General features: G+C 40.5%; 19 protein-coding genes. 6 read left to right on the forward strand and 13 right to left on the reverse strand.

All coding sequences use genetic code 11. The features are described 5' to 3' along the window. Window positions 1-64: 64 nt before the first annotated feature. Together coxB and cyoE are read right to left on the reverse strand one after the other, a co-directional pair. Window positions 65-1132: a cytochrome c oxidase subunit II gene (gene coxB, locus R0K30_RS04805; protein ID WP_230031441.1), complete on the reverse strand. Its 1068-nt coding sequence runs from the start codon at window positions 1130-1132 to the stop codon at window positions 65-67. 279 nt (window positions 1133-1411) lie between these two features. Next, complete coding sequence (gene cyoE / locus R0K30_RS04810; protein ID WP_410609410.1) at window positions 1412-2329, reverse strand: heme o synthase; 918 nt, start codon at window positions 2327-2329, stop codon at window positions 1412-1414. Between the two features lie 393 nt (window positions 2330-2722). Between cyoE and R0K30_RS04815 the strand changes: the two genes are divergently transcribed. Then, window positions 2723-3646 carry a COX15/CtaA family protein gene (locus tag R0K30_RS04815; protein WP_410609412.1) on the forward strand — a complete coding sequence of 308 codons (924 nt, stop codon included), beginning with the start codon at window positions 2723-2725 and terminating at the stop codon, window positions 3644-3646. 39 nt (window positions 3647-3685) lie between these two features. Here R0K30_RS04815 and R0K30_RS04820 read toward each other — a convergent pair whose 3' ends face one another. From R0K30_RS04820 to glsA, 5 genes are all read right to left on the reverse strand, one after another. Further along, the gene (locus tag R0K30_RS04820) at window positions 3686-5119 is read right to left on the reverse strand and encodes a cryptochrome/photolyase family protein (RefSeq protein ID WP_410609414.1); all 1434 of its coding nucleotides are present in this window, start codon (window positions 5117-5119) and stop codon (window positions 3686-3688) included. 98 nt (window positions 5120-5217) lie between these two features. Further along, window positions 5218-8664, reverse strand: a complete 3447-nt coding sequence (pyc, locus tag R0K30_RS04825; RefSeq protein WP_410609416.1) for a pyruvate carboxylase — start codon at window positions 8662-8664, stop codon at window positions 5218-5220. Window positions 8665-8743: 79 nt separating this feature from the next. Further along, window positions 8744-9955, reverse strand: a complete 1212-nt coding sequence (gene ftsW, locus R0K30_RS04830) for a putative lipid II flippase FtsW (protein WP_410609418.1) — start codon at window positions 9953-9955, stop codon at window positions 8744-8746. 209 nt (window positions 9956-10164) lie between these two features. Further along, the gene (locus tag R0K30_RS04835; protein ID WP_034318078.1) at window positions 10165-10446 is read right to left on the reverse strand and encodes an Fpa/YlaN family protein; all 282 of its coding nucleotides are present in this window, start codon (window positions 10444-10446) and stop codon (window positions 10165-10167) included. 122 nt (window positions 10447-10568) lie between these two features. After that, window positions 10569-11498: a glutaminase A gene (gene glsA / locus R0K30_RS04840; RefSeq protein ID WP_230031438.1), complete on the reverse strand. Its 930-nt coding sequence runs from the start codon at window positions 11496-11498 to the stop codon at window positions 10569-10571. A gap of 120 nt (window positions 11499-11618) precedes the next feature. Here glsA and R0K30_RS04845 point away from each other — a divergent pair, with 120 nt between their 5' ends. After that, window positions 11619-12101, forward strand: coding sequence for a hypothetical protein (locus R0K30_RS04845; protein WP_099725974.1), 483 nt, complete (start codon window positions 11619-11621; stop codon window positions 12099-12101). Between the two features lie 15 nt (window positions 12102-12116). Here the strand turns inward: R0K30_RS04845 and R0K30_RS04850 are convergent, their stop codons facing one another. Next, window positions 12117-13439, reverse strand: coding sequence for a PhoH family protein (locus R0K30_RS04850; protein WP_410609664.1), 1323 nt, complete (start codon window positions 13437-13439; stop codon window positions 12117-12119). Between the two features lie 140 nt (window positions 13440-13579). Between R0K30_RS04850 and R0K30_RS04855 the strand changes: the two genes are divergently transcribed. Further along, a complete protein-coding gene (locus tag R0K30_RS04855; RefSeq protein WP_099725976.1) occupies window positions 13580-14197 on the forward strand; it encodes a YhcN/YlaJ family sporulation lipoprotein in 618 nt (205 codons plus the stop codon). Between the two features lie 103 nt (window positions 14198-14300). Then, complete coding sequence (locus tag R0K30_RS04860; RefSeq protein WP_012009835.1) at window positions 14301-14531, forward strand: YlaI family protein; 231 nt, start codon at window positions 14301-14303, stop codon at window positions 14529-14531. A gap of 30 nt (window positions 14532-14561) precedes the next feature. On the opposite strand, the gene R0K30_RS04865 is transcribed toward R0K30_RS04860, so the two are convergent. Both R0K30_RS04865 and typA read right to left on the reverse strand, forming a co-directional pair. Next, on the reverse strand, window positions 14562-14843 hold the full coding sequence (locus R0K30_RS04865; protein ID WP_044334035.1) for a YlaH-like family protein: 282 nt from the start codon (window positions 14841-14843) through the stop codon (window positions 14562-14564). 97 nt (window positions 14844-14940) lie between these two features. Then, complete coding sequence (gene typA, locus R0K30_RS04870) at window positions 14941-16779, reverse strand: translational GTPase TypA (protein WP_034318093.1); 1839 nt, start codon at window positions 16777-16779, stop codon at window positions 14941-14943. A 113-nt stretch (window positions 16780-16892) separates the two neighbouring features. Between typA and R0K30_RS04875 the strand changes: the two genes are divergently transcribed. Continuing rightward, window positions 16893-17072: a DUF5325 family protein gene (locus tag R0K30_RS04875; RefSeq protein ID WP_099725978.1), complete on the forward strand. Its 180-nt coding sequence runs from the start codon at window positions 16893-16895 to the stop codon at window positions 17070-17072. 275 nt (window positions 17073-17347) lie between these two features. Beyond that, window positions 17348-17983 carry a hypothetical protein gene (locus R0K30_RS04880; RefSeq protein ID WP_099725979.1) on the forward strand — a complete coding sequence of 212 codons (636 nt, stop codon included), beginning with the start codon at window positions 17348-17350 and terminating at the stop codon, window positions 17981-17983. Between the two features lie 39 nt (window positions 17984-18022). Here the strand turns inward: R0K30_RS04880 and R0K30_RS04885 are convergent, their stop codons facing one another. From R0K30_RS04885 to R0K30_RS04895, 3 genes are all read right to left on the reverse strand, one after another. Continuing rightward, window positions 18023-19564 carry a hypothetical protein gene (locus R0K30_RS04885; RefSeq protein WP_410609423.1) on the reverse strand — a complete coding sequence of 514 codons (1542 nt, stop codon included), beginning with the start codon at window positions 19562-19564 and terminating at the stop codon, window positions 18023-18025. Window positions 19565-19675: 111 nt separating this feature from the next. Further along, a complete protein-coding gene (locus R0K30_RS04890) occupies window positions 19676-20482 on the reverse strand; it encodes an inositol monophosphatase family protein (RefSeq protein WP_099725980.1) in 807 nt (268 codons plus the stop codon). A 133-nt stretch (window positions 20483-20615) separates the two neighbouring features. Beyond that, window positions 20616-20804 (reverse strand): hypothetical protein, encoded by a 189-nt coding sequence (locus R0K30_RS04895; RefSeq protein ID WP_024424761.1) that lies wholly within the window; start codon window positions 20802-20804, stop codon window positions 20616-20618. Window positions 20805-20938: the final 134 nt, after the last annotated feature.

Genomic DNA, 20938 nt, shown 5'->3' on the forward strand with positions numbered 1-20938 from the left:
TTCGGGAGCTCTTAACAAAAACTTCACATAGATCACATATCCATTTGAACATACGCTCTAGATATTACTCTATTTTAAGACCTTTTAAATACTCGTAGAGTGCATCTGCTTCTGAGTCATTTAATTTAGGATACGTCCCTGTCATCTTATTACCTGGTTTAAAGCTTTCTGGATCTTTCAGCCATGCTTTCACATTTTCTTTGTTCATGTCTTTAATTCCAGCAACTTTCGTTCGCTCTCCGAAGGTCGCAAGGTTTGGAGCAGTCCTTGCCGCTTCAGGCCGTTCGTCCCCAGGCTCTACTGCGTGACAGCTCAAGCAGTTTTTCTCTTTAAATAGTTTTTCACCCTCTAGGGCTAGGTCTGACGTGGATGTAGGCTTCTTGTAATCTGCCATTTTTTTGGTCCACCCTAAAAACTCATCTTGAGAAAGCGTTTTAACTTTAAAGTCCATTAAAGCATGTGATGGACCACAAAGCTCCGCACATTTCCCGTAGAAATATTCTCCTGCATCTTTCGTTCGTTTCGAATCAAATTTCAAATAAAATTTGTTCTCATTGTCAGTATTAGTATCGATTTTACCGCCAGCCGCTGGAATCCAGAAAGAGTGCTTAACATCGGATGCTTTCAGCTTAAAGTACACCTTTTGATCTGTCGGTACAATCAATTCCTGACTTGTGACAATCCCATAATCAGGGTATTCAAATTCCCACCAATATAAGCTGGCTCTAACATTCACAACAAGTGTCTTTTCAGGATCTCGTTTTTTCTTATCCATAGCGCTTGTATCCCCTAGCTCAAGCGTGTATGCCACAACAGGTACAACGAGAATAATGAGTAGAAGAATTGGAATCGCTGTCCACGTAATTTCTAGGTTACGGTTCCCTTCCACCTGTTTTGGAATCGTATCTTCTCCCACTTTAGAACGTTTGAATTTAATGATGACGTAAAAGAAAATGATCGATACAACAATGACGACAAGAACCATAATGAGTGTACTCAGTACCGTTAGGAAAAACTGTTTATCTGCTACTTCCCCAACTGGCTTGAGTGTTGATAAGTATGGTTCACCGCAGCCCGCTAAAACGAGCGTCAGTAAGAGAAACAGTGAATAAACACGCCATTTTCTTATCATAATTTGTCCCAACCCCTTTTGCTTGATCTCCTTTGCCTTTCGCTTTTTACCTCTTATTTATAAAATCACTTTTCACCCATCAATAACCCCCGCCCCTTATAAAAGCACTTACATTTCCTCTTTTCATAAAAAAGTGATGTTTTTACTCAAAATACCATCTATGTATAAACAGAAAGCCGCCTAAATAGAACTGAATATCAGGCGGCTTTCATAGTTGTAAGAAAATGTTGTGTTATAAGATATAGCCATTGTTTTGATGTGATCAAAGTGTATTTCACTCTAGAATAGTGTAATAATAATCATCGCAACGAAAAAGATGGTTAAGTAGTTTAATGAATAAACGAACATCAGTGTAGACCACTTCATGACGTCTTTCATTTTAAAGCCCATGAGGCCAATGACGAGCCATCCAATGTTTAGCAATGTGCCAAGTGCCACAATCGGCCAACCTAATCCACCTAAGAAAAATGGAAGTGGAAGAAGACATGCTGTCCAAATGATAATTTGGCGTTTTGTAACTTCAAAGCCATAGACAACTGGAAGCATTGGAATGCCTGCCTTGCGGTAATCTTCTGTTTTCTTAATCGCAAGTGACAGGAAGTGCGGGATTTGCCAGATAAACATAATCATAAACAAAACCCAAGCCGTAGTGTCGATTGTGCCTGTGACAGATGTCCAGCCGATTAATGGCGGAACCGCACCAGATAAACTTCCAATAACAGTATTGATGGTGTAATGGCGTTTAGACCACATCGTGTAAAGGACGGCATAAGTAAAGACACCGATAAATCCAATCACTGCTGATGTAACAGTTGTCATCAGAAGCATAATGAGTCCAAGTACAACAAGCAATATGCCAAATGCATACGCTTGCCCCGGCTGAATTTTTCCTGTAACCGTCGGTCTTGTTTTTGTTCTTTCCATTAATATATCAATATCACGGTCAAACGCATTATTAATGGCGCATGAACCGGCAATAATAAGTGAAGAACCAATCATTGTTAACAGCACAATATCAAGATTCCCAAGGAAACTCATACCTGTAAAATAAAAAGCAAGCCACATTCCAGTAAATGTTGTAATGAAGTTGGAATTGACGATGCCCATTTTAATAAGCGCAAGAAAATCTTTCCAAGCTGTTGTTTCTTCTATTTGTCCATGAATAGCTGCTTCCGCGGCTGTTTTGGAATTTGCCAATGTGTATAACCTCCCTTGCCCAAACCTTCAAACGAACAAATGAAACGTAAAATCGTTACAACTCTATCATACAAGATAAACAGCTGTAAAAAAACATCCTATTAAATAATAAACGACAAACTTGAAGTTATTTGTGAACTTTTCGTGAATTTATTAGGATAGATGTGTGTTTCAGAAGGCGGTGCAAAATGAAATATTCTCTCCTCTATTTCTATCAGACTGTCAAAGAAAGATCAAGCACTCTAAATCTGTAAACTTTGTGAACTAACATATCATTTTTTTGTGAACTTTGATGATTATGAATTGCAACAGAACACGCATTTGGCTTAAACTTGAGAGCATGTGAGGTTTTCATTTGTATCAGAAGTTTTTTAGAGAAGGTGAAATAATTTGATGAAATTTGCTTTAAGGCTATTGAGCGTTGTCACAACGTTTGTGATGCTGATCGTTCTGATTGGCGGTGCGCTCGTTACAAAAACCGGCTCGGGTCTTGGCTGCGGCCGGCAGTGGCCCCTTTGCCACGGTCGTTTCTTTCCTGAAATGACCCCTGCTTCCATCATCGAATGGAGTCACCGCATGTCAACAGGGGTTTCCACGATTCTTGTACTGGCACTGGCGATCTTATGCTGGAAAAAAATTAGTCCAGTATTCCGTGAAACCAAATTCTTGGTCATCATGTCCATTATATTTTTACTGCTTCAAGCGCTGTTAGGGGCACTCGCTGTTGTGTTTGGTTCGAACGCACTTGTCATGGCACTGCACTTCGGTATTTCACTGATTTCTTTTGCTTCAATCTTACTGCTTGCCCTTCTTGTGTTTGAGGCAACCAGATCTGAAACAAAGCTTGTGAAGCCGCTTCATATCGGAAAAAGAATGCAGTTCCATATTTATGGCCTGATCACATATACGTATATCGTGGTGTATACGGGTGCTTATGTGAGACATACAAAATCAAGCCTTGCTTGTTCTGTCTTCCCATTTTGTTCAAAAGACGGCGCACTTCCAGCGTACTTTAATCAGTGGGTCCAAATGTCTCACCGAGCAGCAGCACTTCTTTTATTCGTATGGATATTTGTCGCTATGTTCCATGCCATTAAACATTATAAAGATCAGAAGCAGTTGTATTATGGATGGATCATTTCAGCCATTCTGATTACACTTCAAGCGATTTCAGGTGTGATGTCTGTTTATTCTCACCTTGCACTTGGTTATGCGCTTGCTCATTCATTCTTTATTTCTTGTTTGTTTGGAGTACTATGCTACTTCTGCCTACTCATTGCACGGTTTAAATATGAAAGCAAAGAGCCATTTAGATAAAAGTTTGTATCCCCTTTCCATGCGGAAAGGGGATTTCTTTTATTGTTGTTTTGCTTTTTCAAATAGCGAAATGGCTTTTTTGCGTCTTTCTTGATGATCGACTGTTGGCAGTGGGTATGCATCCCCTAGCACACATCCCGATTTCATTTGTTCATCAATCGGCATTTTACTTGGTTCATGAATCCATTTTTCTTCGACATGTTTTAGTTCAGGTACATATCTTCTGATAAATTCCCCGGTTGGATCAAACCGTTTCGATTGGGTCGTTGGATTAAAAATACGAAAGTAAGGAACAGCATCCGTTCCGACAGAGGCTGCCCACTGAAATCCCCCGATATTTGAAGCCTCATCATAATCCACGAGTTTTTTTGCGAAATACGCTTCGCCTTTTCTCCAATCAATCAAATAATCCTTTGTTAAAAATGAAGCAGTCACCATTCGCAAGCGGTTATGCATCCAGCCTTCTTCATTTAATTGCCTCATCCCTGCATCAACGAGCGGAAACCCTGTTTCACCTTTACACCAAGCTTCAAAAAGCATCTCATCTTCATTCCATTTCATCCCTTGAAATGCAGAATTGATTTCCTTTTCTTTCATCTCTGGATAGTGCGCAAAAATCATATGATAAAAATCACGCCACGCCAGCTCTTTGATAAAGGTTTCCCGGCCCTCGTCTTCATAAAGTGTTTCTTCATTGATAGCATGAAAGATCGTCCGGATAGAAATGGTTCCTGTTTTTAAGAACCGCGATAGTTTACTCGTTCCAAAAACAGACGGAATATCCCGTTTCTCATGATAACGCGTCAGTCTTTTTTGGATAAAGGTGTGCAGAGTGTTTATTGCTTTGTCTGAACCAATTTGATCAAATTTCCTTGAGGATCCCTTGATGATGCCTCGTAGCTTTTTATCCCCTTTTTGCGAAAGTGACTCGTCACAAATCGTATGCTCACTACTGAAAAATGATTTGTCAACTTTTATCACAGGCTGCTTCTCTTGCTTCCGCCATGATTGATAGTATGGAGTGAACACTTGATAATGAGACCCATCCGCTTTTAAAATGTCTCTCGCCCCATGAAGGTGTGTATCTTGCCACTTTGATACATGAATGCCCTTCTTTTCTAAAAAATCGGTTACTTGCTGGTCACGCCTTTGGCCGATACCCACTTCATCTTCATTAAAAAAGACGGCTTTGATGTCATACACATCCATGACCTGCTGAAAGGCGCGCAGGACATCATCATGGAGAAGGTGAACATACATTTGAGATTCTCTCGCTTCCTTGACGAAATGCGCCAAGTTTTGAAAGAAATGTTCGTTGTTTATATCCAGTTCCATTTCAGTAAAAAATGGATCTAGATGATAAAGAGCCAATAATTTATACTCGTGTTTTTTTGCATATGTAACCGCTTTTGATAAGGCGATATGATCATCCAATCGCATATCTCGGCGAAACCAAATCACGACAATTTCCAACTTTCTTCACCTCACTCTATAGTGTAATCACTCTCGCAGGCTGCTGCACATTTTAATGCGCTCAAAAAAGACACATCACGATGGATGTGTCTCCCTTATTATTCAGGCTTTAATACAATCAGCAGATCACCGGTTTGAATCGGTTCTCCATTCGTAACATGAATTTCATCTACGACCGCAGAAAATGGTGCTTGAACGGTTGTTTCCATTTTCATGGCTTCATTGATCATCAAATGCTCACCTTGCGAGATTTTCTGCCCTTTTTCAACAAGCACTTTGATTACGGTGCCTGGCATCGATGCGGCAATGTGATTTGGATTTGAGCGATCCGCCTTCATTTTTTCTTGAACGGAGGATTTGATGCTTTCATCCTTAATCACTACTTCACGCGGCTGACCATTTAGCTCAAAGTAAAGAACTCTTGTGGCATCTGGATTCGGTTCTCCAATTGACACGAGTTTGACAATGAGGGTTTTTCCTTTTTCAATTTCCACCTCAATCTCTTCACCAAGTCTCATCCCATAGAAAAACGTCGGTGTGTCAAGAACAGAGATGTCACCATAGCTTTCTGCTGTTTGGACAAATTCAGAAAAGACTTTCGGATATAAGGCATACGCAATCGCATCTTGTTCTGTCAACGTCAGGTCATGTGATTCTTTGAATTGTTTTTTAATTTCTTCAAAGTCCACTGGCTCTAACTTCTCACCTGGTCTGACAGTCAGCGGTTCTTCCCCTTTTAAAATCAGCTTTTGCAGTTTTTCTGGGAATCCGCCATGCGGCTGACCTAAGTAGCCTTTAAATAATTCAACAACAGAATCCGGGAAGTCCAGTGTTGCTCCTTTTTCATAGACATCCTCTTCTGTTAGATCATTTTGCACCATATAAAGTGCCATATCTCCGACCACTTTAGAGGATGGTGTAACCTTTACAATATCACCAAACATGTCATTCACACGTCTGTACATTTCCTTTACTTCATTCCAGCGGTCGTCAAGACCTACACCTTTGGCCTGCTGCTGTAAGTTACTATACTGACCGCCAGGCATTTCATGCTCATAAATTTCTGTATGCGGCGAATTCATGCCGCTTTCGAACTCATGATAGTATTTTCTGACGGAATCCCAGTATTGAGAAAGACGTTCTAAAGCTTTGACGTTCATTTCTGGCTTTCTTTCATGACCATCTAAAGCATAGTATAATGAGCTCGCACTTGGCTGCGATGTAAGCCCCGCCATAGAGCTGACGGCAACATCAACAATATCAACACCTGCATCGATCGCTCTTGCATAGGTGAACAGTCCATTTCCACTCGTGTCATGCGTATGAAGATGAATTGGGATGGTCAGCTCATCTTTTAAAGCAGATACAAGCTCGTAAGCTGCCTGCGGTTTTAATAATCCCGCCATATCTTTAATGCCTAAAATATGAGCGCCTGCGGATTCAAGTTCCTTCGCAAGAGATACATAGTATTTAAGGTCATATTTCGGACGAGATGGATCAAGAATATCCCCCGTATAACAAATGGCTGCCTCAGCCACTTTGCCTGATTCGCGAACAGAATCAATGGCAAGCGTCATGCCTTTGACCCAGTTTAAGCTATCAAAAATACGGAACACGTCAATGCCCGCCTCAGCCGATTCCTTGACAAATGCTTTAATCACATTATCCGCATAGTTTGTATAGCCGACAGCGTTTGATGATCTTAAAAGCATTTGGAACAGCGTGTTCGGAACTTCTTGACGAAGCTCTTTCAGTCTTTCCCAAGGATCTTCTTTTAAGAAACGATACGCAACATCAAATGTAGCGCCGCCCCACATTTCCATACTGAATAGCTCTGGCCATAACCCTGCTGTCGGCTGGGCAATTTTCTTCAAGTCATTTGTTCTGAAGCGTGTCGCAAGCAAAGACTGATGCGCATCTCTAAAGGTTGTATCTGTTAAAAGAACATCGCTTTGTTCTTTTACCCAATTGGCGAGCCCCTCAGGTCCATGCATATCTAACAACTGTTTTGTCCCAGCCGGAACCTCTTCATGGACAGGAAGCTTCGGTACATTTGGTCTATCAAAATGAGGCTTCTTTTTCTCAGCGATACCAGGGAACCCATTAATGGTCACGTTACCAATATAAGTCAACATCTTTGTTCCGCGGTCTTTTTGTTTAGGGAAATTAAATAGCTCTGGTGATGAATCGATAAACGACGTATCGTATTCCCCTTTTAGAAACTTCTCATGCTTTGCCACGTTTTCAAGAAATGGGATATTCGTTTTAATGCCGCGAATCCTGAATTCTTGTAAATTACGGACCATTTTAGCAGCAGCCTGATCAAATGTGAGCGCCCATGTGGACAGCTTGACCAATAATGAATCGTAATAAGATGTAATGACCGCACCTTGGAAGCTGTTCCCAGCATCTAAGCGTACACCAAATCCCCCGCCTGAACGGTAGGCCATAATTTTTCCTGTGTCCGGCATAAAGTTATTCAAAGGATCTTCTGTCGTGACCCTTGATTGAATGGCAAATCCATGTGTGAAGATACCTTCTTGCTTTGGTATTCCGACTTCATTGCTATGGAGATCATGACCCTTTGCGACAAGAATTTGGGTTTGTACGATATCGACACCTGTGATCATTTCTGTGATCGTGTGTTCCACCTGTACCCTAGGATTGACTTCAATAAAATAAAACTCACCATTTGCGACTAGAAATTCTACAGTCCCAGCGTTAATATACGACACATTTCGAGCCAGCTTAACAGCCGCTTCGCAGATGTCTTCACGTAATTGATCTGTAAGAGACACACTTGGCGCAACTTCAATGACCTTTTGGTGACGCCTTTGGACAGAGCAGTCACGCTCATATAAATGAATGATATTGCCGTGATTGTCACCAATCACCTGCACTTCAATATGTTTCGGATTTTCAATCAGTTTCTCAACGTATACTTCGTCATTTCCAAAAGCAGCTTTCGCCTCTGACTTTGCACGGTCATAGCCTTCATTCAGCTCCTCTTTTGATCTGACAATCCGCATACCTCGGCCGCCGCCGCCAAGTGAAGCTTTAATAATAAACGGGTAACCGTATTCTTCACCGAATTTTTCGACTTCTTTGACCGAATCAACTGGCCCGTCACTTCCTGGAATGACTGGAATTCCAGCTTTTTTCGCTTCATCTCTCGCCTTTACTTTATCTCCAAACATATCTAAATGCTGAGAAGTTGGGCCGATAAATTGAATGCCTTCCTCTTCGGATCGTCTTGCAAAATGAATGTTTTCGGATAAAAATCCGTACCCTGGATGAATCGCATCCACTTCATTTCGTTTTGCAATTTCGATGATCCCCTCGATATCAAGGTAGGCATCAATCGGTTTTTTCCCTTCTCCAACTAGATATGCTTCATCTGCTTTATAGCGATGATAAGAGCCCGAGTCTTCTTTGGAGTAAATGGCCACTGTACGTAAATTAAGCTCTGTACAGGCCCTGAAGACTCTGATAGCAATTTCCCCTCTGTTTGCAACTAGAACCTTTTGAATTGTTCTCTGTGACATTCTCACTCCTCCATATCCCTTAAAATTTTATATGTACTCTATAATAAAGGAAGAAATGAAAACTGTACACTTTTGTTTTCTAAAGATTCAAAGTTTTCTGCAATCCATTTTTTTGAAGCGATGGTTTACTGATTGATTTTTTCTTTTTATAACGCTCTTTATATTCAGTGAACATACTGATATTCAGCAGTATTCCCATACATCCGCTTAATAAAATGATGGACGATCCCCCGTAGCTGATAAACGGAAGTGTCACCCCAGTGATTGGAATAAGACCTGAAACACCACCCAAATTGATACATGTTTGGATCGCAATCATCGAGGAAATTCCTATTGCAAGCAAACTTCCAAACGGATCCTCACACTTTCTCGCAATATAAAAACCTTTCACGACGATGAAGCCAAGCAGAGCTAGAACAAAAAATACACCGAAAAAGCCAAGCTCTTCCGAGATGATCGCCATGATAAAATCTGTATGCGGCTCTGGAAGATACCCATACTTTTGGACACTCTCTCCAAGTCCAAGACCAAAAAAACCACCTGATCCAATCGCATAATATGAATTAATCAATTGATGCCCAGTGGCGCCTGCATCTTTAAATGGATCTTGGAAACTTTCAAAACGTCCGAGACGATTTTGTGTGAAAATTTTATCCCAAAACAGCATAATAAACGGTGTCACGATAACCATCACCGCACTAAATAGTGCTAACAGCTTCGCAAGCGTTTTACCGCTAAAGCCGGAGCATAAAATCATCGCAAGGGCAATCATGCCAATGATAAAGGCTGTCCCATAGTCTGGCTGCAAAATGATGAAGCCGCATAAGATGGAGACAATCACGATTGGAGGAGTGACTCCTCTTAAAATATGATCAATATAATGCTGCTTTTTTGCATACACAGCAGCAAGATAGATGATGACGACAATCTTCACAAATTCTGCTGGCTGAAGACTAAAAGGTCCTAATTTAATCCAGCTTCTAGCATTCCCTGCAATGTGACCGCCAAAGTACACATAGATGAGTGAAAAAACAGAAAGCAGCAGCATACCGATCTGGAATTTTTTATTTGAAAACAGCTGATACGGAACCAGGGCTGCAAAGATCAAGATGACCGCCCCAACAATCATAAATAAAAGCTGTTTCTTAAAAAAATTATCTGGCGCGGCATCATATCTGATGACAGATGTTATCATACTTGAGCTATACACCATCACCAAACCGAATGCGCTAATGAATATAATGGCGAACAATAATGAGTGGTCATACGATTTTAGCATTCTCTTTAACATATAATCCTCTTCCTAACGTCTGTTTCTTCTGCTTGATATCCTCTTAGCTGTTCTTATTCTACTACATTTTCTCCGTTTGATCCCGTTTTACCTCTTTTATATTGTTCGTCATTCATGAAAGAATCAAGTCCGTTTCTTCTCAAACAATCAAAAGAAATGGAGGACAAAAAAACTCAAACTTATGTTGTGGAAGTTTGAGTTTTCAATCATTATTTTTTTGTGAACGCATCATGAAGTGCGGAAAGCTCTCTCTCAAGTTTATCGAGTAGTTTCTTGCCTTCATGTTGATCAACTAATCCAAGTCGGACAGCAAAATCAATTTCTCTCGATAATCCGAACATTTGAGTATCTAAAACCTCTTCATAAAGAGGACATTGCGGCATCGTTAAGTTGTCCATTTGCACTTGGATCAATTTTAAAATTTTATCTGCATCCAATTTTAATAAAGACAGTGCTTTTTGCCGATGATCGACTAAAATTTCTGACGCCAAAAGTATCCCTCCGTTCCCCAGGCGAGTACCTAATTCTTCTATTTATCATAAAGCGAAACGCCCAAAATTGCAAGCAGATTTGTACAGTTCGCTTTGTAAAAATAAAAAGAAGGCATGAGTTGTTAAAAGATACTCATTTCATATTTTTCACTCATGAGCTCAAGCAGCTTAATACCAGCAATACTATTCCCTTTCTCATCCAGCGCAGGCCCGAAGATGCCAATCCCAAAATCATATGGCGCTGCCCCCATAATCCCGCCGGAGACACCGCTTTTGGCAGGAATCCCGATATTAATGGCAAATTCTCCGCTTGCATTGTACATTCCGCAAGTCACCATAAAGGTTTTACAAATTCTAGCGACATCTTTTGAAAGGATCTGCTTCCCCGTCTCTGGATGCCTGCCGTCTAATGAAAAAACACAAGCGATTTTCGCCAAATCCAAGCTGTTCATCATGATGGCACATTGTTTCGTATAGACGTCCATGACCTCTTCTACATTCCCTCTAATGATATGATATTGCTTCATGTAATAGCACATGGCGCGGTTAATCATCGATGTCTCAAATTCGGAAGCAGCTGTGTCTTTGCAGTATGTAATGCTTGTGTCATTTGCAAGCTCTCTAATAAAAGCAAGTAGTCGGTTGAGCTGATCTTGCGGCGTCGCACCTTTTATTAAACTTGTGACTGCGAGCGCTCCTGCATTAATCATTGGATTCAGCGGCTTATTCGGGCTTGCTGTTTCAAGTTTAATCATCGAATTAAATGGATCGCCTGTTGGTTCCTGCCCAACAAATTGAAATACTTTTTTTGGCCCTTCTTCTGAAAGCACGAGCGCAAGTGCTAATACTTTTGAAATACTTTGAAGGGTAAAGCGTTTATCTACATCTCCCGCCGAGTGGCAAGTATTACTCACATGATAAACAGCCACAGATAAATCTGTCTGATCCGCTTTACCGAGAGCGGGAATATAGGATGCTACTTTGCCATTTTTGGCGACTTTTTTTGCTTCTTCTACAATTCGCTGAAGCTCTTCATTGTCACGACACGCCATGCCCAAAATCCTCCCTATCTTTCATGTAAAGTTAGTGTGTACAAAAAGAAGCATGTTTATGAAAGTGACAAAGCGGGCGAAAACTTCTATAATTTATGATGGAAAGGGGTTGTCTTGAACATGAGCATTATTCAAATTAAGGGGAACGTACGGTACAAGATCACCATTGATCCAAGTGTGTGGATTTTTGATGACCGCAAATTTTTAATGGATTCATTTTTTGAGAAAAGCGCAGCAAGTGAAGAGAATCAGCTTGATCAGGAGCTTGACCAAGAGCGGGTCATAAGAGAAGGTCAAACACTTCCACCCACTTTAAAAACAGAGAAGAAGTACGAAAAAGAAAGACTCGTCACAGGCAGCTTCGGTATGAAGCTTGGCGACATGCTGAAAAATGCAGAACCGCTTGATGCGGCGGCAACGTGTGAATTTGTCACAGAAACGGAAACAATTGCTGTGCCGCTTTCTAAGGCAATGGAAAGCATTGCTCATTTCAGCCAAAATGGAAAGCCTATTACAGAAGAAGGACCAATCCACGTTTATTTCGAGGATCAGTCCAACTTAACTCGGCCGATTAAAGGTGTAAAAGCGCTAATCATTACATAAGATAGAGGATCTGGACTATAATAAATCAGCTGCAAGCTGTGCAAGTCCAGATCTTTCTCCTTTGACAAGCTTGACATGTCCAGATATTTGTTGCCCTTTGAAACGCTCAATGACATACGTAAGCCCATTATTTAAGCTATCTAAATAAGGATGATCAATCTGCTCTGGATCCCCCATCAGCACAATTTTACTTCCCTCTCCAACTCGCGTTAATAATGTTTTCACTTCGTGTTTTGTTAAATTTTGCGCCTCATCAATGATGATAAATTGATCAGGTATACTTCTTCCACGGATATACGTTAAAGCTTCCACTTGAATCGAACCAATACCCGCTAAGATCGCATCAAGTTCTCCAGGTTTTTTTGTATTAAATAAAAATTCTAAATTGTCATAGATCGGCTGCATCCACGGCCTGAGCTTTTCTTCCTTCTCGCCTGGCAAGTAGCCTAAATCCTTACCAACAGGAACAATTGAGCGGGCCACGATGAGCTTTTTAAACATGCCGAAATCCTCTGTTTGCATCAATCCAGCAGCAAGTGCAAGCAATGTTTTGCCTGTCCCCGCTTTTCCGATGAGCGTCACGAGCGGGATATCACGCCGTAAAAGTAGCTCTAGCGCCATTGTCTGCTGGACATTTTTCGGGCGGATTCCCCAAATATGTTCTTGATCATAAATAAGACGCTTGACGAGCTCTCCTTTTTGATCAAGCATTCCTATAGCTGCCCCCCCTTCATTTCCCTTCATAATGACGAATTGATGAGGGTTTAACGAGGCATTGGTGACGTCTTTTACGTGTAGCTGATTTTGCTTATAAAATGCATTCAACTGCTCAGTCGGAATATAGAGCTCGTGGTAGCCATTATCAATGTCTTCATTTTGCAGCACACGATCACTTAAGAAATCCTCTGCTTGCAGCCCAATAGCATCTGCCTTCACTCGCACTAAGACATCCTTGCTGACTAAAATGACAGGCCGCCCATGAGGCTTTGTTTCTTCCTCTAAGCTCAAATTCTTCGCGACAGCCAAAATCCGATTATCGTTCGTTTTTTCAATGAAAATTTCTTGAAGCTCATGGAAAGAGCGGTGATTCAGTTCAATGCGCAGCGTCCCTTTTGACTCTAGCGTAATTTTTTCATGCAGTTTCCCTTTCGATCTCAAACCGTCGATTAAACGTGAAACGCGCCGAGCATTTTGCCCAACCTCGTCCATATATCTCTTTTTAGAGTCTACTTCTTCTAACACAACGGCCGGAATGACGACCTCGTTGTCTTCAAATGAAAAGATTGAATTCGGATCCTGTAATAACACATTCGTGTCTAATACATAAATTTTACTCAGGTCCTTCGCCTCCTGATCGGGGTTTCATTCATCCTTGTCTTTCCCAAAACGATTGTTAAAATATATGTTTTCATGAATAAAGTTAGAAGGTTAATTCAACAATAAAATAAATCATGCAGTTTGTGAAGGAGGGAATACACATGCGACTATTTGTTACATTATTCATGATTCATACCATTTTTCTGTTGGGCGCTTGCCAGCAGCAGGAAAAGCCAGAGGCTTTGGACAAGCAAGATGGACGCCAGCATTTAGTACGGGTGTCAGACTCAACCAAGAAAAATACCGATCAAGCCCGCCCATCAACAGATGTTGCGCAGCATCTTGTCAATGTGACCGAGCACGTAGCAGATGTAAATGATGCAACGGCTATCGTTATCGGCCGCTATGCTGTTGTTGGCATTGATGTAAAAGATGATTTAGATAGAAGCAAAGTTGAAACCATTAAATATTCAGTCGCAAAAGCGCTGAAAAATGACCCAGAGGGTGCGAATGCTGTTGTGGTCGCTGACCCAGATACAGTCAGCCGTTTAAAAGAAATGGGCAAAGAAATTCAAGCAGGCCGTCCTGTAAGTGGTATTATGGATGAACTAGCTGCCATTGTCGGACGTGTGATGCCAGAGATGCCGCGAAATGAAATCGATCGTAGCGAAAAGGACCCGACAAATGATCCGAATGATCAGCTCAAACAAAACGATCAAAAGCAGTTAGACAAAAATCAAAACGATCAATCAAACCATCATATGAATCAGAAGAAATAATGAGAAAGGCTTATATCTCCTGTGATATAAGCCTTTTACTACGCTGATTTCAAGTGGTCCAGAAAACATGCTATAATGAATGCAATAAAGTGAGGTGAAAATGATGAGAGTGAAGTGCTCATTATGTGAAAAGCTTGAAACCATTGATGATGATACACTCGTTGCTAAGCGGTTAAGAAATCGACCGATTCATACATATATGTGCGATGACTGCCAAGAAAGAATTAAAGTAAAGACAGAAGCACGCATCAAAACTGGCAGATTCTCTCTTTATCAAGATCCTGCGACGAAAGAGAAAAAGAAGAAAAAAGGAAAAAAAGAACAAAAAACATAAAAAAAGACCTGACACATGTTCAGGTCTTTTTTACGTATTTACTGTTCCTTCTTTTTTCGCACGATGCAGCCGTATTTTATAAATAATCAAAATGGCAGCTGCCACGACCAGGCCTTCCGCTACTGGCAAGAAGATTCCTAGAAATGTGAGAAACGTACAGCCAAAAATCAAAAACAAATAAATCACGAGCGCTTTTAAAATCGGTAAACGTCTAGCAAAGCCGAGCTTAAAAACAATAATCGCTAAAACAAGGATGGTGCCATATAGGAGCCACATCCCTGTTTGCGGATTTTCATCGACACGAAACAGCATCGCGAAAAAGGATAGATTCTCACTTACTTCCTGATCATTCAAAAAGATTCCCTCCCCTTATCTTTCAGGGTTCTATCTTTGTTAATTCTTCATGGAATTATGATAATCCTGCTAGCTTTTTCTTCTTCGCCGCTTTCTCACGTTCGTTTTTATCTAAAATTTTCTTTCTTAGACGAATGGATTCTGGTGTAACCTCACAGTATTCGTCTTCATTAAGGTACTCAAGAGATTCCTCAAGTGACATAATACGTGGTTTTTTCATACTAACCGTTTGATCTTTTGTCGCTGAACGTACGTTCGTTTGTTGTTTCATACGGCTAACGTTGACAACAAGGTCGTTCTCACGGTTATGCTCACCAACAATCATTCCTTGATACACTTCAGTACCCGGCTCAACAAAAATCACACCGCGCTCTTCAACGCCTTGGATTCCGTAAGAAGTTGCTTTGCCTGTTTCCATTGAAACAAGTACACCTTGACGGCGTCCGCCAACTTGACCAGACTGCATCGGCTGATAGCTGTCAAACGTATGGTTCAGAATACCAAAACCACGAGTTAATGAAAGAAATTCAGTTGTATATCCGATTAAACCACGTGATGGTACTGTAAAGATCAGGCGAACTTGACCGTTACCATTGTTGATCATGTCAATCATGTCACCTTTTCTTGCGCCCATTGATTCCATGATAGAGCCAGTGTGCTCTTCTGGTACATCAATTTGAACGCGTTCTACAGGCTCACATCGAACACCATCCACTTCTTTTACAATAACTTCTGGCTTCGATACTTGTAATTCAAACCCTTCACGTCTCATATTCTCAATCAGAATCGATAAGTGAAGCTCTCCGCGTCCAGATACAACCCAAGCATCAGGTGAATCAGTTGGATCCACGCGAAGACTTACGTCTGTTTGAAGCTGCTGCTCTAAACGCTCTTCTATTTTACGTGAAGTCACGTATTTCCCTTCACGGCCTGCAAATGGGCTGTTATTGACAACAAACGTCATTTGAAGTGTCGGCTCATCAATACGAAGGATTGGCAGTGCCTCTTGGTGTTCTACCGGACAAACTGTTTCACCTACGTTGATGTCTTCCATACCAGATACAGCGACAAGATCTCCAGCTTTCGCTTCATTGATTTCCACTCGTTTTAACCCTTGGAAACCAAAAATCTTTGTCACACGGAATTGTTTCACACTGCCATCAACTTTCATCAGGGCCACTTGCTGTCCTACTTGCATTGTTCCTCTGAATACACGGCCGATTCCAATTCTTCCAACATAATCATTGTAATCAAGTAGCGCCACTTGGAATTGAAGCGGCTCTTCATGGTTATCAATTGGGCTTGGAATATGGTTGACAATTGCTTCAAACAAAGATTCCATGTTTTCATCTTGCTTGCTCGCATCATTACTTGCCGTACCATTGATTGCTGATGCATACACAACTGGGAATTCAAGCTGTTCTTCTGTTGCATCCAATTCAATGAACAAGTCAATGACTTCATCGACTACTTCAGCCGGACGAGCAAAGTCGCGGTCAATTTTATTGACAACAACAATTGGTGTTAAGTTTTGCTCAAGTGCTTTTTTCAGCACAAATCGTGTTTGAGGCATACAGCCTTCATAAGCGTCCACCACGAGAAGTACACCATCTACCATTTTCATGATACGCTCAACCTCACCACCGAAATCGGCGTGTCCTGGTGTATCTAAAATATTAATGCGTGTATCTTTATAATGGATCGCAGTATTTTTAGCTAAAATCGTAATACCACGCTCTCGCTCTAAATCATTTGAATCCATGGCTCTCTCAGCGATATTTTCATTCGCACGGAAAGTACCAGCTTGATGGAGCAATTGGTCAACAAGCGTCGTTTTACCATGGTCAACGTGGGCAATAATTGCGATGTTGCGAAGATCTTTTCGAAGTTTCACATTTTCATCTCCTAAAATAATTAGATAACTTTCATATTATATCACAATCCCCTTTAAAATCCGATCGTTTTTCTGTAAACTTATATTAACTCTAAAAAAAGGGATGGAGACAAATGAAACAAATCAAATGGCTTCTATTATTATGTGCATTACTTGCAGTCGTCAGTATGGCGTTTATTGGGGTATCTGTTGCAGAAAAAAGCATACTGGGAACATGCCTTAGTATCGTGTTCGCCTTAATTTTCATGGGTACAGGATTTACATTAAAAAGAAAATTAAACGTGCAATCATAAATTTTTTCAAAAGCCTTTTACATTCTACATGTAGAAGGCTTTTTATTTTGAGCAAAAACAAGACCAACCACCCATGAAAAACCGAGTAATCAGACTGAAAATAGCATATAGACTTGGCAAATATAAGCAATCTGAACCTCTCTATTTTTCGACAAGAACTTTTATAGTTCTCCAAAATCAAACACAAAGTTACATTTTTCCTATTCTTCCACAAACTTTCTCATGGTATGCTGTTCTTGCAACAAAATTTAACAGAAAAGGGAGAGAAAAGAAGCATGAAGAAGTTTTTGAGCAAATCGCTCAGCTCTGTTGTATTTTTCGCTTTAGCTATCATTCTTACTTTCACAACAGTAGCTCCTGGGCAAGCAAGCGCTGCAACTTTCAAAGGGATTCCTTTTGAGCAGCAACAAATTATTAAAGATTTATTGGAGAAAAACGAGCGTGTCATCAACATTCTCATCAATTCATTTGTTGAGGAAGACAACAGCTACACATTCGATGTGAAAAAAGCGATTGAGCTCGGTTTGACTGAAGAAGAAGCGGCGACTGCTGAGAAATTCTTAGATCGCGCAGCTGTTCTTACAATCGTTTTCAGTGAAAGCATCACTAAAAACGAAAAAGGAAAATTAGTTTTTGATGCAGAAAAAGCGATTGAACTTGGTCTTACTAAAGAAGAAGCAACTAAATTCGAAAAGCTTTTCAAATCAGTGATCAGAATTGCTGATCTTGCTGGTGATGCACTTGTTCTAGACAAAAAAGGAAACGTTGTAATTGATTCAAAAATCGCAAAAGGTCTTGGATTCAAATCTACTGAATTACTTATTTTCAACCAATTGCTTAAGAAAATTCCTCAAGAGCAATTAAAAACTTTCTATGATGCAGTTCAACTTGCAAAAGAAAAATTAAACTAATCTCGAAAACCCCCACCTGGTTCGTCCAGATGGGGGTTTTTATTTCAGCCAATATAGAATGATCATGATGACATACACTACACTAAACACGATACTCGCTCGGCATAAGAGCTTTCCATAGTAGCGCTTCTCGAATTTTCTTTTTTCTTCCTTTTCATTTAAATATGGGATGGGATCCGGTGTCTTCATGAGAGAAATTGGCTCTTTCATTTCTTGATAAAGATGACGGCAACTCTCGCAGATTTGATAAGCAGGTGGCTGTAGATTTAAGTTTTTATAAATACTGTTTATCGTGTTTTTCATCTCAGTTTCTGTTAAATTGATTCCGTCTATATCCTTCAATTGAAAGATGGCGTTCCCGTATTGCGCTTGTCGAAGCGTCCCTTTTTTCCAGGTGGCGAATGCTAAGCTCTCATTTTCATTCTGAGACATTTTTGGCAGAAGAAGAACGTTTGTCTCTCCGCCTTCTTTTTTTATCGCTACATGAATGCGATCTAGATCTATTGATCGTCCGCTTCTTTCGAAAAATTCAATGGTTTTTTCCCTATATTCTTTATCGGTCAAATCCTTACCCACGATACGACCCCGGTAGGAATAGCCGCTTAATTCGCCTGTAAACGCAGAAATATTCACTTCATACTGATCACCTGCAAACACGTAGAGATAAGGGATAGGCTGGTGACTAGATTTTAAATATAACGACTGATCCGCTGGTACAAACTTTGAGGCGAATTCTTTTGCACTTGTTGCAGATAAAGGGCGATATTCTTCTGAGAAATTATCTACCAGTTCCGTTTTGGTGAATTGGAACATTGTATGAGGGACATTTACGATCGGATTGAGTAATAGCAGAAAAAAGACGGCTATACTCCCTGCGCACCACTGTCTCAACCTCATCTTGTCTTGTAATAAAGCACTTAACAAATAAATCGTCATAAAGCTTCCTGCTGCTGTCGCTAAAATCACAATTGATTTAAATGAAGATTGAAGCTCATACCTCGAGATAGAAGGATAAAATATATAAAGCAGTGCAGCGAAAATCAGGCCATAGAACAAAAACAATTCCTTCCACTTCTGATGCCAAAACGAGCGGAAGAAAAAATACAAAAGAGATGCGGCAAAGCCAACCATGAGCGCAGCGGTGATAAGATCTCTCCACACAAGCCCAGTATCTCCACCGATAAAGAACATTTTGCTTTCAGCAAAAATAATAAACACAGTTTGACATAAAGGCAGAAGTAACACAGATAAATCAAAAGCAAAAAACACGCCTTTATTTTTTAAATAAGGAAGAGAAATCACATAATAAAGGGATGCAAGCAATACATAACCATAGATGAGAAATTGCATAAAATCGGTCAGTACTTCAAATGTTTCAATCGTATATTGTCTCGCCATGACTTGGTGAACCATTTCAATTGTCATTCCGCCTAGCAGAACCACACGCAATACGACACCTGCATAAGTGACAAAGAGAACAAACAGTCCAAAAACACACCATTGAATGATCTTGATGCTGTATTCATTTAAAATCAAATACCTTTCAAAGTGGAGGGATACATCACTAAACAAATCAAACATCGATACACAATCCTTTACATCAAATTAAGGCCTCGTTCGTATAGACATTTGTCTTACCTAAAAGTTTCATAAAACACAAAAAATCACTTCATTCTCATGAAGTGATGGTGCTTATCTATTATTTTCGCTTCCTTTTATGTAATCGTGCAAGATCTTTTCACAAATGGATCGATTTCCGGCAACAATGCTATTTTTCTCTAGGAACGTAAGCCGGTCTCCGTGAATATTTGAGTAAACAGCCCCTACTTCATCAAGCAGCACGCAGCCTGCTGCATAATCCCATGGCGCAAGCCTTAACGTGACGTATGCGTCACTTCTGCCACTTGCAATATAAGCGAGCTCAAGCGCAGCTGACCCTATGGTTCGTGTCCCCCTCACATCACGTACGAGACGGGCAAATGGTTTGGCGTCAAAATGCGGGCTTTCAATCGCCCATGTCGGGTTTATGCCAACAACGGCTTTTTCAATCGCTACATCTTTTAAAGGCGGGAGTAAGGTATCGTTCATATAGGCGCCTTTTCCTTTGACTGCATGGTATAGCTCGTCATGAATCACGTCATAAATAAGTCCGATTTTTCCAACACCATTTTCAAATATCCCAATTGAAATGGCAAAGTTGCGTTTTTGATGGATAAAGTTCATTGTGCCATCAATCGGATCAATGATCCACACAATCCCACCCAGTGAGGTCACCTCTTCCCCTTGTCCCTCTTCTCCTAAAATATGATGATCTGAAAATGTCGACTGAATCTTTTCAATGAAAAAACGCTCTGTTTCTTTATCGATATTTGTGACAAGATCATTTGGATTTGATTTTGTTTCAATTGATAGACCTTCCTGCATGGACGCTTTAATGCGGCTTCCTGCTTCTTTTACCCAAAGCTTTGCAAGACGGTCAATTTCCACCCAGTTTGTCATCAGACTGTAAACCTCTTTTCTATGTAGTACCTATTTGTATTAGCATACTGATATTATGTACGTAAAAGCAAGAAAAAAGCAGCTTCATACAAAAACGAACCGATGAATTGGTTCGTTTTTACCTCACCTTGTTTTACCCTTGAAGCTGCTCCCATTCTTTTCTTAGGCGCTCAAGCTTTCGTTTGCTGCGTTCAATTTGGATATCATCTTTTTGCTCGATGGCTTCATGAAGCGTAGAAAGCTCATAATCAACCTCTAATCTCCACACAGCGATGCGATTCTTCTTCTCTTGTCTATACCCCTGCTTCACGATTTGCTTCATTGGTCAACGCCCCTTCCAGAGAATGATTCATTCCTTGTCAGTTTTCATTGATAAAAAATACAATCGATAGGAGAATTGGTTCTTGCTTATATCGTATGAAGCGATCGCATAACCGCAACGACATTCTGAAAATT

This window comes from Bacillus sp. SIMBA_154 (assembly GCF_046536015.1).
GTDB lineage: Bacteria > Bacillota > Bacilli > Bacillales > Bacillaceae > Bacillus > Bacillus pumilus_P.